The sequence below is a fragment of the Microbacterium sp. OR21 genome (assembly GCF_047306785.1).
Lineage (GTDB): Bacteria > Actinomycetota > Actinomycetes > Actinomycetales > Microbacteriaceae > Microbacterium > Microbacterium esteraromaticum_E.
The window spans coordinates 766,232-782,093 of record NZ_JAZEXJ010000002.1; the positions used below are offsets into that span (position 1 = coordinate 766,232).

The following is a 15,862-nucleotide window of genomic DNA, read 5'->3' on the forward strand; positions in this document are numbered from 1 at the left end:
CGCCCGGGCGGTCCGCTCCGGAAAGGCAGACCTGTTGCGCCGAGGGCTCGGCGCTGTTCGCCCGCGGTGAGCATGTGGCATTCGCTGCGGTCAGACCCGCACGACCGGCCAACGCCGTCGGCGCCGTTGCCGTCGAGGATCCGTCTTCCCGCCTGCGCCTCGGGCGCCTCGCCGACTGCCTGCCCGCCTCCGACGCCTGAGCATCGCCCCGGCTGCACCGTATAGGCGCTCGCGCGCAACCCCCGTTGTCGTGCGCCCGCCGGGCGGGTAGACCTGAGGCACCCCCGAAGATCGGAGAACGACATGGTCCACCGCATCGGATACATCGTCGGCAGCCTCGCCGGCGACTCGATCAACCGCGTGCTCGCCGGCGCACTGGTTCGTCTGGCGCCCGACAGCCTCGAGCTGACCGAGATACCCATTCGCGATCTCCCGCTGTACAACCGCGACGACGAGCAGTCGCCGGTCGCCGCGGTCACCGATTTCAAGCAGGCGATCGAGGCATCCGACGGCCTGCTGTTCGTCTCACCCGAGTACAACCGCTCGATTCCCGGCGCCTTGAAGAACGCGATCGACTGGGGCTCGCGCCCCTGGGGCCACAACTCGTTCGCCCGCAAGCCCACCGGCATCATCGGCGCATCGACCGGCGCGATCGGCACGGCCGTCATGCAGTCGTCGATGCGCGGAGTGCTGAGCTTCCTCAACGCGCCGCAGCTGAACGCGCCGGAGGCGTACATCACCTTCAAGCCCGAGCTCTACGGCCCCGACGGCGAGGTGCACGACGAGGCGACCGCGAAGTTCCTGCGCCATTACATGGACGAGTACGCGGCATTCGTCGAACGTGTGCTCTCGAGCACACTGCCCGGTCACGTGGGCGACCGCGACGAGTGACCGCCCCCGCCCGCTCTCTCGCCTCTCCGACGTCGAGAGCACGGGACCTCGCCGAGTCCACCGCTTGTTCACGTGGATGAGCCGTGCACTCGGCGAGATGTGGTGCTCTCGACGCGCAGGCGGGGGCGGGGGTGCGGGGTGGGTCAGGCGCGTGCGGGGCGCAGGTCGAGCCGGCGCAGCGTCTGCGCGTTGAGCGCCACGACGATCGTCGACAGGCTCATCAGCACGGCGCCGACCGACATGGGCAGCACGAAGCCGACGGGCGCGAGCACGCCCGCGGCGAGCGGCACCGACATCAGGTTGTAGCCGGCGGCCCACCACAGGTTCTGCTTCATCTTGCGGTAGCCGGCCCGCGACAGCTCGATCACCGAGACGACCGCGCGCGGGTCGTCGGATGCCAGGATCACCCCGGCCGATGCGATGGCGACGTCGGTGCCGGCGCCGATCGCGATGCCGACGTCGGCCTGCGCGAGCGCCGGAGCGTCGTTCACCCCGTCGCCGACCATCGCGACCTTCTTGCCCTCATGCTGCAGCTCGGCGACCTTCGCCGACTTGTCTTCCGGGCGCACGCCCGCGAAGACGCGATCGATGCCGAGCTCTCCGGCGACCGCATGCGCCACGGCCTCGGCGTCGCCCGTGATCATCACGACCTCGACGCCCCTGTTCTGCAATGCGGCGACCGCCTTGCGCGACTCGGCGCGGATCTCGTCTGCCAGCTCGAGCCCGCCGATCACCCGTCCGTCGCGCACCACGTGCAGGATGATAGCTCCCTCCGAGCGCCAGCCGGCGGCATCCGGGATCTCGGCCTCCCCGACGTCTTCGAGCAGTCGCGGGCCGCCGACGCGGATCTCGTGACCGTCGACCGTCGCCGTCACGCCGACCGCAGGAGACGACGTGAACCCCGTCGCCCTCGCGATCGTCAGGTGCGACGCCGCGCGCACGATCGCCTTCGCGAGCGGGTGCTCGCTGTCGGCCTCCGCGGATGCGGCGAGCGCCAGCACCTCGTCAGAGCTCCAGCCATCGACGGGCGCGACCGCGGTGACGGTCGGCTCGCCCTTGGTGAGGGTTCCGGTCTTGTCGAAGAGCACGGCGTCGATGTCGCGCATGCTCTCGAGGGCGAGGCGGTCCTTCACCAGAACGCCGGCACGTGCCGCGCGCTCGGTGGCGATCGAGACCACGAGCGGGATGGCGAGGCCCAGCGCGTGCGGGCAGGCGATCACGAGCACCGTGATGGTGCGGATGACGGCCTCATCGGGCGTCCCGGACACCGTCCAGACCAGCGCCGTGATCACGGCGGCGCCGAGCGCGAACCAGAACAGCCAGGCGGCGGCGCGGTCGGCGAGGCGCTGCGCGCGCGAGCTCGACGCCTGAGCGTCGGCGACCAGCTTGCGGATGCCCGCCAGCGCCGTGTCGTCGCCGGTCGCGGTGACCTCGACGCGCAGACCGGAGTCGGTCGCGACGGTGCCGGCCGTGACCTGATCGCCCGTGCCGCGGCTGACCGTGCGGGATTCGCCCGTGAGCATCGACTCGTCGAGATCGGCGCGGCCGTCGACGATCACGCCGTCGGCCGGGATGCTGCCCCCTGGCCGCACGATGACGATGTCGCCCCTCTGCAGGTCGGCCGGGCTGACCTTCGTGATGTCGTCGCCGTCGACGCGCTCGGCCTCGTCGGGCAGGAGAGCGGCGAGGGAGTCGAGCGCCGAGGTGGTCTGCGCGAGCGAGCGCATCTCGAGCCAGTGACCGAGCAGCATGATCACGATGAGCAGCGCCAGCTCCCACCAGAACTCGAGCTCGTGATGCAGGATGCCCAGGCTCGCACCCCACGAGGCGAGGAACGCGACGGTGATGGCCAGGCCGATCAGCAGCATCATGCCCGGCTTGCGCGTCTTCAGCTCCGCGACCGCGCCGGTGAGGAAGGGCCGGCCGCCCCACACGTACATGACGGTGCCGAGCAGCGGCGCCACCCAGCGCGCCCACCCGGGGACCTCGTAGCCCAGGATCATCGCGAACATGCCGCCCGTGGCGACCACCGGGATCGCGATCAGCAGGTTGATCCAGAACAGCCGGCGGAACTGCGCAACATGATCGCCGTGACCGCCGTGGCCGCCGTGACTGCCGTGGCCGTGTTGATCACCGTGGCCATGCCCCGCGTGGTCACCCGATCCGGAGGAGTTCTCCTGGATTGCAGGAGCTTCCGCGCCGGCTCGTCCTGCGTTTCGAGAGAACTCCTGCGTTCCGCGCGCGTGGTGCGGGTGGTCTTCGTGCGAGTTCACGATGGATCCTCCGAATCAGCGGAATGTGCGCAGCCGCAGGCTGTTACCCACGACGAACACGCTCGAGAACGCCATCGCGGCGCCGGCGAGCATGGGGTTCAGCAGCCCGAGGGCCGCGAGCGGGATCGCCGCGACGTTGTACGCGAACGCCCAGAACAGGTTGCCCTTGATCGTGCCCAGGGTGCGCCGCGAGAGGCGGATGGCATCGCCGGCGGCCCGCAGGTCGCCCCGGACGAGGGTGATGTCGGATGCCTCGATCGCGACGTCCGTGCCTGTTCCCATCGCCATGCCGAGGTCGGCCTGGGCGAGCGCCGGCGCATCGTTCACGCCGTCGCCGACCATCGCGACCACTCGGCCTTCGCCCTGCAGCCGGGAGACGAGAGCGACCTTGTCGGCGGGCAGCACTTCGGCGATGACCTCGTCGATGCCGACCTGAGCGGCGATGTGCCGCGCCGCGGCCTCGTTGTCTCCGGTGAGCAGCACTGGCCGCAGGCCGAGGGCCTTGAGGGAGGCCACAGCCTCGGCGCTCGTCGCCTTGACCTCGTCGGCCACGACGATCGCGCCCTTGGCAGCACCGTCCCAGGCGACCAGGATGACCGTCTGCCCCGCCCGCTCGGCATCGGCCTTCGCCGCCAGCAGCTCGGCCGAGGGCTCGATGGCCCAGTCCTCGAGCAGCGACAGCCGCCCGACCACCATGGCGTGGCCCTCGACGACGCCCGTCACGCCGCGGCCGTCGTGATTCTGGAACGAGTCGACCGCAAGCAGGCCGTGCGACGCGGAGTCGGTCGCGGCAGATGCGATGGCGCGGGCGATCGGATGCTCGCTGGCGTGCTCGACGGCGCCGGCGAGCAGCAGCAGCTCATCGGCATCCGTTCCCTGCTCCGGCATCACCCGGACGACCGACATGCGCCCCTCGGTGACCGTCCCGGTCTTGTCGAGCACCACCGTGTCGACCCGGCGGGTCGACTCGAGCACCTCGGGCCCCTTGATCAGGATGCCGCGCTGCGCTCCCCGCCCGGTGCCGACCAGCAGCGCCGTCGGGGTGGCGAGGCCCAGCGCGCAGGGGCAGGCGATGATGAGCACGGCGACGGCGGCGGTGAAGGCGACGGATGCCGGGAAGCCGGCCACCAGCCAGCCGACCAGCGCGGCGACCGCGATGACGAGGACGACCGGCACGAAGACGCCCGCGATGCGGTCGGCGAGCCGCTGCACCTCGGCCTTGCCGGTCTGCGCGTCCTCCACCATCCGCGCCATCTGAGCCAGCTGCGTGTCGGCGCCGACACGGGTGGCGCGCACGACCAGCCGACCGCCGTCGTTCATGGTCGCCCCGGTGACGGCATCCCCCACGCCGACGTCGACGGGCACCGACTCGCCGGTGATCATCGACCGGTCGACGGCCGATGCACCCGAGGTGACGACTCCGTCGGTGGCGATCTTCTCGCCCGGACGCACGACGAACTCGTCCCCCACCCGCAGCTCGGCGATCGGGATGCGCGTCTCCGCACCGTCTCGAAGCACCGCGACGTCCTTCGCGCCGAGTTCCATCAGGGCGCGCAGCGCCGCACCCGCCTGCCGCTTGGCGCGCTTCTCGAAGTAGCGGCCGGCCAGCACGAACATCGTGACTCCGGCGGCGACCTCGAGGTAGATGTTGCCGGCCCCGTCGCTGCGGGTGATCGCGAACGAGAAGCCGTGCGTCATGCCCGGGTGCCCCGCGGTGCCGAGGAAGAGCGCGTACAGCGACCACAGGAACGCGGCCGATGTGCCGAGGCTGATCAGCGTGTCCATCGTCGCGGCGCCGTGGCGCAGGTTGACCCACGCCGCCCGGTGGAAGGGCCAGGCAGCCCAGACGACGACGGGGGCGGCGAGCGCAAGTGACGCCCACTGCCAGTAGGTGAACTGCAGCGCGGGGATCATGGCGAGCAGGATGACGGGCACCGACAGCACGACCGACCCGATCAGCCGCTGCCTGAGCGCGCGCAGCTCGGGGTCGACCGCGGATCCGGCATCCGGATGCTCGGAATCCTCCGCGGGCGGCGCGGGCAGCGTCGCCGAGTATCCGGCGTTCTCGACCTCGGCGATCAGCGCTGCGGCGTCGACGGGACCGTCGACGACGACCTGCGCCTTCTCGGTCGCATAGTTGACGCTCGCGCTGACGCCGTCGAGCCTGTTCAGCTTCTTCTCGATGCGCATCGCGCACGACGCGCACGTCATGCCGGCGATCTCGAGATCGATGCGGGTCTGCTCAGCGCCGGTCGGCGCCGTGTCGGTGCTCACGATGTGCTCCTCAGCGGATCGGCCGCGCCTCAGCGGCCGACCGGCACCGCCTTGTACCCGGCTTCATCGACGGCGGCGACCACGGCGTCGGTGTCGACCTCAGCGGCGGACGTGACGACGAGGCGTCCGGTCTGCGCGCTGACGTCGATGCTCTCGACGCCGGCGATCTTCTCGACCTCTTCGCGCACGGACATCTCGCAGTGACCGCAGGTCATCCCGGTCACCTGGAACTGGCTGGTGCTCATGGTGTCTCCTTCACTCGGGTACCCCCAAGGGGTACTCTCACCAGAGTACTACCAGATACCCCACCGGGGTATTCCAGCGTCGTGCGATCGCGCTCAGCGATCGCGCTTGTGGCGATACATCTCGGCATCCGCACGACGAAGCGCCGATTCGAGCGTGTCGTCGGCCCGCACCTGGGCGACACCCCACGACCATGGGTGCGTGGCGTACTGTCGCATCCGGCCAACCATCGCCATCGCCCCGGCCTCGGCGGTGTCGGGCAGCAGCATGACGAACTCGTCGCCGCCCAGCCGGGCGACGAGATCGCGCTCGCGTGACAGCGATATCCACTGCGCGACGAGCGTCTTCAGCACGGCGTCACCGGCCTCGTGCCCCTCGCCGTCGTTCACGGCCTTGAAGTCGTCGAGATCGAGCACCGCGATGCTCAGCGGTCTGCCCGAGCGCTGCGCACGGCGCAGCTCCTCATCCATCCGGTGGTTCAGCCCGCGGCGGTTGAGCGCTCCGGTGAGCGGGTCGGTGTGCGCCTCCACGCGCACCCGGTGGCGCACGAAGAAGCCGATCTCGAGGCACAGCCAGCTCATCGCCACGACACCGAACACGTTCGACAGGCCGAACAGCCCCGGCGCCGCAGCGCCGGGAACGGCGTCGCCGCCGAACGGGCCGACCACCATCGCCGCGCCCACCGACAGCAGGATGACGAGCTCGACGACACGGCCGATGCGTGCCCCGTAGAACCAGGCGAGGAAGATCGCCATCACGGGCAGCTCCTGGATGCTGGCGACCGCGTTCTGCCGCTCATCCGAGAACCCGATGTAGTAGACAGCGACCAGCGCGTGCAGCAGCACGAGCAGCAGGCCGCCCCATCTCGGCAGACGCCGCCCGAACACCAGCACCGCCGCCCCGCAGCCGAACCCGCCCACCATCAGGACGGCCGAGAGCAGGATCTCGAAGAGCGAGATGTCGGTCTCGAAGAGCTCGAGCAGCAGCAGCATGGAGAAGAACACGCAGGCAACGGCGGTGGCGATCGAGTAGATCGACGTGCGCGCCCGCGCGCGTCTCAGCCAGGAGGCGTTCAGCCACCCCAGCTCCTCGGCGTCGGCAGCGCGGATGCCCTGTACGACCACGATTCCCCTCTCTTCCCCGTCGCTCCGGCCGACTCCGACCGGTGCGTCCCCCGGTTTCAGGCTACCCCGGTATATCGCACCACTCCCAGAGATCCCGTACGGCATACACTGAACCGTGATCTCCCCCCGAGCAGTGACGTCGAAGCCGAAGTCCGATGACTGACGCCGTGAGCGCGCGAGCGCACTTCCAGCCCATCGTCGACGTGCCGCGCATGCGCGTGGTCGGCTTCGAGGCGCTCGCCCGGTTCGACGACGGTGTATCGCCCCTCGAGCACCTGCGCGTCGCGGAAGAGGAGGGTCGTCGCGAGCAGCTCGAGCTGCAGCTCATCGAGGCCGCCGTCGACGCCGCCGCCGCTCTGCCCGCCGAGGGCTTCGTCACGCTGAACGCCTCGGGCCGGACGATGTCCTTCCCCGAGCTCGCCGAGCTGCTGCGCCGCGTCGAGCGCTCGTGGGGCCTCGAGCTGTTCGAGGGCGCCGAGCCTCGTGAGTGCCGAGCGGTGCGGGAGCAGGTCGACCGCCTCGGCGGTTTCCTGCTGATCGACGACGCCGGGGCCGGCTTCGCCGACGAGACGCGGATCCGCGATCTGCGTCCCGACATCGTCAAGATCGACCGCGCCCTGTTCTGGGAGTCGCTGTCCGGCTCCGAGGGCCGGCGCCGCATCGAGAGCATTCTCGCGACCGCTCGCGAGGTCGAGGCGCGCACCCTGGTCGAGGGGGTGGAGGATGCCGAGCAGCTCGACGCCGTGCGGGAGCTGGGGGCCGATCTCGCTCAGGGCTACCACCTGGGCCGGCCGACCGCCGTGGATGCGGTCGCCGAGATGCTCGCCGACCTACAGCGGGGCGTCGGGGTGGATGCTGCGGGTCTCTGACCTGCGGCTCGCTCCCAGATGCGCGGGGCGGCGCCACTGCGGCAGCACCTTGATCAGGCCGAGCACGACGTAGATCAGCGTGTTGATCGCCACGAAGGTGGCGAGCACCCCGAACCAGTCGCCGTACAGGATCGACTCGGGCAGCAGGATTCCGGTGCGGATCACGCCGACACCTCCTTCTTGCTGTGATCGACGTGCTTCCAGGTCGCGCTGCGCCCGAAGGCGATCTCGAAGACGCCCTTGAGGAACGCGAGGTTGAGGAAGCAGTCGTAGACGAGCTCGGGGAAGACGAGAGCCGCGACCACGCGTGCCCGCCAGCCGCCCTTCCAGGCGGTGACCACCCGCTCGACGGCGAAGAGCAGCCCGATCAGGATCCAGAACGGGAACCACACCCAGGTGTCCATCGCGAGGATCATGATGATCAGCAGCGCGAAGTAGGCGAACAGCGCCAGCACGCCGTAGCCGATGCCGATCTGCTGAGCCCAGTAGCGCATGGTCTGCGGGGTGACGCCGTAGGCGCCGAGGTTCTCGAGCGCGCCGCGCTGCCAGCGCAGACGCTGCGCCCACAGCATCCGCCAGGTGGGCATCAGCTCGGTGATGACGCTGCACGCGGTCGGCGAGATGGTGAGTCCGCCGAGCGACTTGATCGCGATGGTGAGCTCGTTGTCCTCGGTGAGGGCGAGGGTGTCGTACACCTCGCCGGGGATGCCGGGCAGGTGCTTCCCGCGGGCGGCGGCGACCTCGCGCAGCGCTGCCGAGCGGAACACGGATGCGGTGCCGGTGAGCACGAAGACGCGTCCGCGGCGCCGGCGGATCTCACGCTGGTAGCGGATGTACTCGTTGCGCTGGAACTGCCCGATCAGCCCGTGCCCGTCCTCCCCCTCGAAGAGCCCGCCGACGGCCATGAGCGCACGGTCGTCGGTGAAGCGCCGCGCGGCCTCGGCGAGGAAGTCCTCGCCGATCTGACTGTCGGCGTCCATCACCATGACCGTGTCGTTGTCGCCGAGGGTGGGCAGCAGATCGGTGAGCGCCTGGTTGAGCGCACCGCCCTTCTTGTGCGTGTTCCCGACGGTCTCGAACACGTCCGCGCCGTGGCGGCGTGCGACCTCGACGGTTCCGTCGGTGCAGTTGTCGGCCACGACGATCACTCGCTGCGGCGGGCGCGTCTGCTGCTGCAGCGAGGTGAGCGTGTGCGGCAGCGAGCTCTCTTCGTTGTGCGCGGGGATCAGCACGGTGACCGACACCTCGCCGGCGAACACACCGCGGGTGCGGGCCATGACCACGCGCGGGGCGAGGGGCAGCTCGGTCACGTCGGCGCCGGCGCGGCGGTAGCGCGCTGCGACGACGCGCTCGCTGATGACGACGAAGGCGACGAAGAGCAGGGCGAGCCCCAGAGCCACCGCCATCACGCCGACGTTCGGCAGGTCGGCGCTGTAGAACAGGCGCCAGGCCCCGGCGAGGGAGACCTGCACCGGATGCCAGAGCTGGGGCGGATCGGTGACGGCGATGCCCCACCAGAGCAGTGCGGCGGCGGCGAGGACCACGACGATGACGACGAGCCCCACGGCGCGCTGGAAGAACCGACCCACGACATCCCTTTCCGCTCCCCAGCGTCCTCCCACTCTAACGGCGGCGGCCGACAGAGGCACCCCCGAGGCCGATATCGGGCCGAGCTCGTCGGGCGCGCTCCTGGCAGCGCAATCGACGGCGTGCTCAGGAACACGGAAAATCGCATCCGCCGAGGTTGTGAGCGCAAACATTCTGAGGTTTAATGGCTTCCAGGCCGTCAAACCCGTGACGGTCCCCACCCTCATCTGACCTCAACGGGGAGCACAGCATGGCATCCACGTCCCGCACCATCCGCACCGCAGCCGTCATCGCCGTCGGCGCCATCTCGGCCTTCGGGCTCGCCGCCTGCAGCAGCGGCGACACCGGCTCGGGCGACGCGCCCGCAGACGGCGAGGCGATCACCATCGAGTACATGCACCGACTGCCCGACGGCAAGGACATGACCGCCGTCAAGGACATCGTGCAGCGCTGGAACGACGAGAACCCGTCCATCCAGGTCAAGGCGACGAAGTTCGACGGCGCCTCGAGCGACATGATCCTCAAGCTCGAGACCGACGTGAAGGCGGGCAACGCACCGTGCCTGGCGCAGACGTCGTACTCCGAGGTTCCCCAGCTCTTCGTGAAGGGCATGCTGCAGGACGTCGCCGACGAGGCGAAGAAGTACGAGGACGACTTCTCGGCCGGTGCGTTCAGCGGCATGAAGGTCGGCGACGCCATCGTCGGGCTTCCGCAGGACACCGGCCCCCTGGTCTACTTCTACAACGAGGCCGCGTTCACCGAGCTCGGCCTCGATGCGCCGGCAACGCTCGACGACCTCGTGGCCGACAGCGCGACCGCCGCCGCCGCCGGCAAGTTCGTCACCGCCTTCACCCCCGACGAGGCCTCGAACTGGCTGTCCGCCCAGTCGGCCGCCGCGGGCGACACCTGGTTCTCGAGCGCGGGCGACAAGTGGAAGGTCGAGACCGAGGGCGAGGGCTCGCAGCGCGTGGCCGCGTTCTGGCAGGGCCTCATCGACAGCAAGCAGACACTCACCACCGAGCGCTGGGGCGAGGGCTTCACGGCCGCTCTGAACGACGGCAGCCTCATCGGCCACGTCGGTGCCGCCTGGGAGGCCGGCTTCCTGCTCGACTCGCTCGACGGCACCCCCGCCGAGGGGCAGTGGCGCGTCGCGCAGCTGCCCGACTTCGGTGCGGGCGAGATGAGCGGCCCCGACGGCGGATCGGGCGTCTCGGTGCTGAAGGGCTGCGAGCACCCGGCCGAGGCGATGAAGTTCAACGCCTGGTTCAACACGCAGGTCGACGACCTCGCCTCGCAGGGTCTCGTCGTCGCGGCCAAGGGCGAGGTCGAGACGCCCGAGAAGATGCAGCGCCAGTTCGGCGGTCAGGATGTGCTCGCCGAGCTCGCCACCGCGACCGAGAACCTCAACCCGGACTTCCCGTACGCTCCCGGCTTCTCGACGCTGTCGAAGATGAACGAGGTCGCCGCGGGCGCAGCCGACGGCTCCGTGCCGGTCGCCGACGTCTTCGCCACCGCGCAGAAGACCGCCGTGGCCTCGCTGAAGGACCTGGGTCTGCCGGTCGCCGAGTGACCGGCGAGCACCACACAGTATGACGCCGACGGCGGAGAGCACCCAGTGCTCTCCGCCGTCGTCCTGGATCAGGAGGAATGAGCCGTGACCGACACAGCCATCGCACCGCCCGCGGCGGCAGCAGGCACCGCTGCACCGGGGCGCTCCGGGCCGAAACGCTCGGCGAAGAGAGGACGACGGGGCACGGGCATCCGCCGCGAGGGTCTGACCGGGTGGATGTTCCTCGCCCCGTTCGCGATCCTGTTCGCGATCGTCTTCATCGTGCCGATCATCGTCTCGATCCGGGCGTCGTTCTTCGCCCAGCTCCCGTCCGGCGAGGGACTGTACGGCGGGGGCGAGCTGGTCGACACGTTCGTCGGCTTCGACAACTTCGCGCTCGCCATCGGCAACAGCGCGTTCTGGGCCGGCATGGGCCGGGTCGTGCTCTATGCGGCGTTCCAGATCCCGGTGATGATCATCGTCGCCCTCGCCCTCGCCCTGCTGCTCGACTCGTTCATCGTGCGCCGGCCGGGCCTGTTCCGGCTGTCGTTCTTCCTCCCCTACGCCGTGCCGGGCGTGATCGCGGCGATGATGTGGCTCTACCTGTACACGCCCGAGGTCTCGCCGTTCCTGCCCTTCCTGCCCGAGGGGACGAACTTCCTCGCGCCGAGCACGGTGCTGCTGTCGATGGCGAATATGACCACCTGGACCTACACCGGGTACAACATGCTCATCTTCCTGTCGGCGCTGCAGGCCGTGCCGCGCGACCTCTACGAGGCCGCGCGCATCGACGGCGCCAGCGGCTGGCAGATCGCGACGCGCATCAAGGTGCCGATGGTGCGCGGCGCCGCGCTGCTCGCGGTGCTGCTGTCGATCATCGGCACCATCCAGCTGTTCAACGAGCCGGTCGTGCTCGAGAGCCAGAACCAGTGGATGGGCAAGGACTTCACGCCGATGATGCTGACCTACAACTCGATGATGGGTGAGATCTCGCCGTCGGGCAGCGGCCCGGCATCCGCCTACTCGCTGCTGATGGCCGTGATCGCCGGCGTGCTCGCGATCGTCTACGCGCTGCTGCAGCGCCGCAAGGGGGACGCATGACCACCACGACACTGATCGCCGCCGAGACCGCGGCGACACGACGTCCGCGCCGCCGCTCCCAGCCGCCGGCCGACCTGCCTCCCCGCTCCATCGCGCCCGGCCGGCTGGCGCGCACCTTCGGCGTGATCGCCCTGGTCGTCGCGATGCTGTACTTCCTCGTGCCGGTCTTCTGGCTGCTCGTGGCCTCGACGAAGAACAACGCCGACCTCACCTCCACCTTCGGCTTCTGGTTCGCCGAATGGAACCTCGGCGCGAACTACGACAGCCTGATGGGCTGGACGCAGGGGCTGTTCTGGCGCTGGGTGGGCAACTCGCTGCTCTACTCGATCAGCGCGGGGGTGATCGGCACGCTCGTGGCCGTGATGGCCGGGTACGCGATCGCGAAGTTCGCCTTCCCCGGTCGGCGGATCGCGGTCGGCGTGATCATGGGCGGGCTGCTGCTGCCGGTCGCGCTGCTCACTGTGCCGCTGTACATCGAGTTCCACGCGCTGGGGCTGACGAACACGATCTGGGCCATCATCATCCCGTCGGCGGTGTCGCCGTTCGGCGTCTTCCTCGGCATGGTCTTCGCTCAGTCATCGGTGCCCACCGAGCTGCTCGAGGCCGCACGCATCGACGGCGCAGGCGAGATCCGCATCTTCTTCACGATCGTCCTGCGGCTGCTGGGCCCCGCGATGGTGACCATCTTCCTGTTCATCTTCGTCGCGACCTGGAACAACTTCCTGCTGCCGCTGCTGATGGTCTCCAGTGCCGAGCTCAAGCCCGTCACGCTCGGCCTGTACGGGATGATGAGCTACTTCTCGCCCGACAAGGGCGCGGTCATGCTCGGTGCGCTGCTGGGCGTGGTGCCGCTGGTCATCCTGTTCTTCTCGCTGCAGCGCTACTGGCGCTCGGGTCTGACGGCAGGCGCCGTGAAGGGCTGATCCGCGCCCTCTGAACGAAAGAGAACCTCCCCCGCGCGGTGCGCGGGGGAGGTTCTTCTTCGTCTGTGGGGCGGATCAGGTGCCGATGAACTCCTCGGTCGGGCCGAAGTCCGGCTGCTCGCGGATCTCGACGCGCGACGGCAGGTTGTCGGTGTCGAGCACGACGATCTCGTTCTCGCCGGCGCGCCACAGCGGAGCGGGAGCGTAGAGGGTCACCTGAGGACCGCGCTCCCAGTAGCGTCCGAGCAGGAACCCGTTCAGCCAGACCATCCCCTTGGCCCCCTCGGGGAAGGCGAGCCAGGCGTCCAGCGGCTCGTCGACACTGAGGGTCGCGGTCGCGAGCCCCCGTCCGGTCTGCGTCGGCGCAGTGCTTCCGGCCGTGGGGATGCCGTCGCCGAGCACCCGGTGCGTCCAGCCGTGCTGGTAGCGACGTCCGTCGATCACCACACCGCCGAGGATGCCCTTGCCCTGGCCGGTGAGCGGACCGTAGTTGATGCGTCCGAGGCTCTCGACCAGGATCAGCAGGCGCCCGCTGCCGCCGGCGGCGGGCAGCGGGAGCGTGTGCTCGCCGTCGTGCTCGAGCGTGCCCAGCAGCTCGCCGTCGAAGAAGACGGTGGCGCGGTCGTGCAGCTGCCGGATGCCGAGGGTCGCACCCGCCGGGAAGACGAGGTCGCTCTCGTAGGCGACCAGGCCGTCCTCGGCGCCGAGCTCTTCGAAGGCGAGCGGCTGGGGCGCCTCGGCGCGCACCGGTGCCGCCGCGATCACGTCGAGCAGCTCGGCGGCGATGCGGAGGTCTGCGGATGCCGCGGACTGGCGGCGCGGGGCATCCGGAACCGCCGGCAGCTCGCCGTCGTGGAAGCGCGCGAACCGCTCGCGCAGCGCGTGGAACTTCTCGTTCAGCGTGCCGTCCTCGCCGATCGGGGCGTCGGAGTCGTAGCTGGTGACGGTCGGCTGGATCACGCCGTCGTGGTTCGAGCCGTTCCACAGGCCGAAGTTCGTGCCGCCGTGCGCCATGTACAGGCTCACCGAGCCGCCCGCCTCGAGCAGCTCGTCGACGGTGCCGAGCATGCTCGCCGCCGAGCGGATGTGGTGCTGCTCGCCCCAGTGGTCGAACCAGCCGCCCCACAGCTCGCTGCACATCAGGTGCTCGCCGTCGCGCTGCAGCTCGCGGGCGCGCGCGACGCCGGTGCCGAAGGTGAAGGTGCTCATCGCCCCGGGCACGCTGCCGTGCTCGATCATGTCGGAGGTGATGCCGTCGGCGGTGGTGAGCATCTCGACCATGCCCCGCGAGCGCAGGCCGTCGCGCAGGTGGGCGAGGTAGCCGGCATCGGTGCCGAACGAGCCGTACTCGTTCTCGACCTGGATCAGCCGGATCGGCCCGCCGTGCGCGGCCTGCAGGGGCGCCAGCTGCGGGATGAGCTGGTCGTACCAGGCGTCGACCGCGGCGAGGAAGTCGGCGTCGACGGTGCGCAGCGCGCGGGTGCGACCGCTGAGCCAGAACGGGATGCCGCCGTTCGACCACTCGGCGCAGATGTACGGGCTGGGGCGCACGAAGACGTCGAGGCCCACCTCGCCGGCGATCCGGATGAAGCACGCGACGTCGCGCCAGCCGGTGAAGTCGTACTCGCCCTCGACACGCTCGTGGAAGTTCCAGGCTACGTAGGTGTCGACCGTGTTGGCCCCCATCGCCGCCAGCCGGCGCAGCCGGTCCTCCCACTGATCGGGATGCACGCGGAAGTAGTGCACGGCGCCGGAGAGGATGCGGTGCGGGCTGCCGTCGCGGATGATCTGGCCGTCGCGCCAGCTGAGGGATGGGGTGGGGGTGGACATGCTGCTCCCGGTCGAAAAAATGTTTGCGCTCACATTGTCTCACATGCGGTCAGCGGAACGCCCTGATGACACCCCAACTCATCGTTATCATTGCCTCATGTCACCTCGTCGCCCCAGCCCGGATCGCGCGCCGAATCAGATCGACGTTGCGCGTGCGGCGGGGGTCAGCGCGCAGACGGTCTCGCGCGTGCTGTCCGGTCACCCGAACGTGCGCCCCGAGACCGCCCGTCGCGTGCACGCGGCGATCGAGTCGCTCGGCTATCGCATCCACGCCGCCGCGGCGTCGCTGGCATCCGGCCGCACCCGCATCCTCGGCATGATCCTGGTCTCGAACGACCGGTACTCGTCGGCGGCGCTCGGCGCCGGTGTCGAGTCCGCCGCCGCGGCGAACGGCTACACGGTGACCACCGCCGCGGTCGCCGACCACGCGTCCACGTCGGCGTTCCTCGAGGCCTTCGACCGCCTCGAGCGCCAGGGCGCCGAGGGCATCATCCTGAACGTTCCCGTCGAGCTCGACAGTCCCGCGATGGGCGCACGCACGCAGCGCACGCCCACGATCCGCAGCGAGCTCGCCTCGATGCAGCCCGACGCGCCGCTGATCGTCGACCAGCACGCGATCGGTCGCCTCGCCGTCGAGCACCTTCTCGACCTCGGCCACCGCACGGTGTGGCACGTCGGCGGCGACGAGTACTGGATCGAGGGCAGGCACCGCCGGGAGGCGTGGGAGCAGGTGCTGGGCGAGCGCGGCATCGTGCCGCCGCCGGTGATCCCCGGGGAATGGACCCCGGAGTCGGGGTACCGGGCGGGGCGCACCATCGCCGCCATCCCCGACGCGACGGCGGTGTTCGCCGCGAGCGACGAGATGGCCTTCGGGCTCATCCGCGCACTGCACGAGGCGGGCAGGCGGGTGCCCGAGGACATCTCGGTCGTGAGCGTCGACGACATCGCGCTGGCCGCCTATGCGTCCCCGGCGCTGACCACCGTGCGACAGCCGTTCGAGGACATGGGTCGCGCCGCCGCGCTGCGGCTCATCTCGCACATCGAGGAGTCCGACGCCGACGAGGCGGTTCCCGACCTGCATCCGGAGCTGATCATCCGCTCCTCCACCGCGCCGCCGCGCGGGCAGTGATCCGCGGTCGCGCGAGCCGCGGCTCGCGCAGACACGACAGAGGGGCGGATGCCGCGTTGCGCGGCATCC

General features: G+C 70.1%; 13 protein-coding genes. 6 read left to right on the forward strand and 7 right to left on the reverse strand.

Going from position 1 to position 15,862, the window contains the following annotated elements; genetic code table 11:
- The first annotated feature begins 303 nt into the window (after positions 1-303).
- Positions 304-891: an NADPH-dependent FMN reductase gene (locus tag V2S04_RS08195; protein ID WP_413638017.1), complete on the forward strand. Its 588-nt coding sequence runs from the start codon at positions 304-306 to the stop codon at positions 889-891.
- Between the two features lie 143 nt (positions 892-1,034).
- Here the strand turns inward: V2S04_RS08195 and V2S04_RS08200 are convergent, their stop codons facing one another.
- The 4 genes from V2S04_RS08200 to V2S04_RS08215 all read right to left on the reverse strand — a co-directional run bounded on the left by V2S04_RS08200 (position 1,035) and on the right by V2S04_RS08215 (position 6,805).
- The gene (locus tag V2S04_RS08200; RefSeq protein ID WP_413638126.1) at positions 1,035-3,074 is read right to left on the reverse strand and encodes a heavy metal translocating P-type ATPase; all 2,040 of its coding nucleotides are present in this window, start codon (positions 3,072-3,074) and stop codon (positions 1,035-1,037) included.
- Positions 3,075-3,179: 105 nt separating this feature from the next.
- A complete protein-coding gene (locus V2S04_RS08205; RefSeq protein ID WP_413638127.1) occupies positions 3,180-5,375 on the reverse strand; it encodes a heavy metal translocating P-type ATPase in 2,196 nt (731 codons plus the stop codon).
- A gap of 92 nt (positions 5,376-5,467) precedes the next feature.
- Complete coding sequence (locus V2S04_RS08210; RefSeq protein WP_413638018.1) at positions 5,468-5,683, reverse strand: heavy-metal-associated domain-containing protein; 216 nt, start codon at positions 5,681-5,683, stop codon at positions 5,468-5,470.
- A gap of 93 nt (positions 5,684-5,776) precedes the next feature.
- Positions 5,777-6,805, reverse strand: coding sequence for a diguanylate cyclase (locus V2S04_RS08215; RefSeq protein ID WP_413638020.1), 1,029 nt, complete (start codon positions 6,803-6,805; stop codon positions 5,777-5,779).
- A 155-nt stretch (positions 6,806-6,960) separates the two neighbouring features.
- Here V2S04_RS08215 and V2S04_RS08220 point away from each other — a divergent pair, with 155 nt between their 5' ends.
- Positions 6,961-7,674, forward strand: coding sequence for an EAL domain-containing protein (locus tag V2S04_RS08220; RefSeq protein ID WP_413638021.1), 714 nt, complete (start codon positions 6,961-6,963; stop codon positions 7,672-7,674).
- On the opposite strand, the gene V2S04_RS08225 is transcribed toward V2S04_RS08220, so the two are convergent.
- Both V2S04_RS08225 and V2S04_RS08230 read right to left on the reverse strand, forming a co-directional pair.
- The gene (locus V2S04_RS08225; RefSeq protein WP_313366267.1) at positions 7,636-7,839 is read right to left on the reverse strand and encodes a hypothetical protein; all 204 of its coding nucleotides are present in this window, start codon (positions 7,837-7,839) and stop codon (positions 7,636-7,638) included. The two genes, V2S04_RS08220 and V2S04_RS08225, sit on opposite strands and share 39 nt — an antisense overlap.
- Positions 7,836-9,263: a glycosyltransferase gene (locus tag V2S04_RS08230; protein WP_413638023.1), complete on the reverse strand. Its 1,428-nt coding sequence runs from the start codon at positions 9,261-9,263 to the stop codon at positions 7,836-7,838. Before V2S04_RS08230 ends, V2S04_RS08225 begins: the two co-directional genes overlap by 4 nt.
- A 248-nt stretch (positions 9,264-9,511) precedes the next feature.
- On the opposite strand from V2S04_RS08230, the gene V2S04_RS08235 reads away from it, so the two are divergent.
- From V2S04_RS08235 to V2S04_RS08245, 3 genes are all read left to right on the forward strand, one after another.
- Positions 9,512-10,831: an ABC transporter substrate-binding protein gene (locus V2S04_RS08235; protein WP_413638024.1), complete on the forward strand. Its 1,320-nt coding sequence runs from the start codon at positions 9,512-9,514 to the stop codon at positions 10,829-10,831.
- A 216-nt stretch (positions 10,832-11,047) separates the two neighbouring features.
- Positions 11,048-11,911 carry a carbohydrate ABC transporter permease gene (locus V2S04_RS08240; protein ID WP_413638128.1) on the forward strand — a complete coding sequence of 288 codons (864 nt, stop codon included), beginning with the start codon at positions 11,048-11,050 and terminating at the stop codon, positions 11,909-11,911.
- Positions 11,908-12,834 carry a carbohydrate ABC transporter permease gene (locus V2S04_RS08245; protein WP_413638025.1) on the forward strand — a complete coding sequence of 309 codons (927 nt, stop codon included), beginning with the start codon at positions 11,908-11,910 and terminating at the stop codon, positions 12,832-12,834. Before V2S04_RS08240 ends, V2S04_RS08245 begins: the two co-directional genes overlap by 4 nt.
- A 75-nt stretch (positions 12,835-12,909) precedes the next feature.
- Here V2S04_RS08245 and V2S04_RS08250 read toward each other — a convergent pair whose 3' ends face one another.
- Positions 12,910-14,664 (reverse strand): glycoside hydrolase family 35 protein, encoded by a 1,755-nt coding sequence (locus tag V2S04_RS08250; protein WP_413638026.1) that lies wholly within the window; start codon positions 14,662-14,664, stop codon positions 12,910-12,912.
- Between the two features lie 97 nt (positions 14,665-14,761).
- Here V2S04_RS08250 and V2S04_RS08255 point away from each other — a divergent pair, with 97 nt between their 5' ends.
- Entirely contained in the window at positions 14,762-15,793 is a 1,032-nt protein-coding gene (locus V2S04_RS08255; protein WP_413638028.1) for a LacI family DNA-binding transcriptional regulator, read from the forward strand.
- Positions 15,794-15,862: the final 69 nt, after the last annotated feature.

What these genes read in the sequence shown, in the direction of transcription:
- V2S04_RS08195 (WP_413638017.1), top strand. Translation starts at nt 304, where the DNA reads ATGGTCCACCGCATCGGATACATCGTCGGCAGCCTCGCCGGCGACTCG.
- V2S04_RS08205 (WP_413638127.1), bottom strand. Translation starts at nt 5,375, where the DNA reads ATGACGTGCGCGTCGTGCGCGATGCGCATCGAGAAGAAGCTGAACAGG.
- V2S04_RS08210 (WP_413638018.1), bottom strand. Translation starts at nt 5,683, where the DNA reads ATGAGCACCAGCCAGTTCCAGGTGACCGGGATGACCTGCGGTCACTGC.
- V2S04_RS08220 (WP_413638021.1), top strand. Translation starts at nt 6,961, where the DNA reads ATGACTGACGCCGTGAGCGCGCGAGCGCACTTCCAGCCCATCGTCGAC.
- V2S04_RS08235 (WP_413638024.1), top strand. Translation starts at nt 9,512, where the DNA reads ATGGCATCCACGTCCCGCACCATCCGCACCGCAGCCGTCATCGCCGTC.
- V2S04_RS08240 (WP_413638128.1), top strand. Translation starts at nt 11,048, where the DNA reads ATGTTCCTCGCCCCGTTCGCGATCCTGTTCGCGATCGTCTTCATCGTG.
- V2S04_RS08245 (WP_413638025.1), top strand. Translation starts at nt 11,908, where the DNA reads ATGACCACCACGACACTGATCGCCGCCGAGACCGCGGCGACACGACGT.
- V2S04_RS08250 (WP_413638026.1), bottom strand. Translation starts at nt 14,664, where the DNA reads ATGTCCACCCCCACCCCATCCCTCAGCTGGCGCGACGGCCAGATCATC.
- V2S04_RS08255 (WP_413638028.1), top strand. Translation starts at nt 14,762, where the DNA reads ATGTCACCTCGTCGCCCCAGCCCGGATCGCGCGCCGAATCAGATCGAC.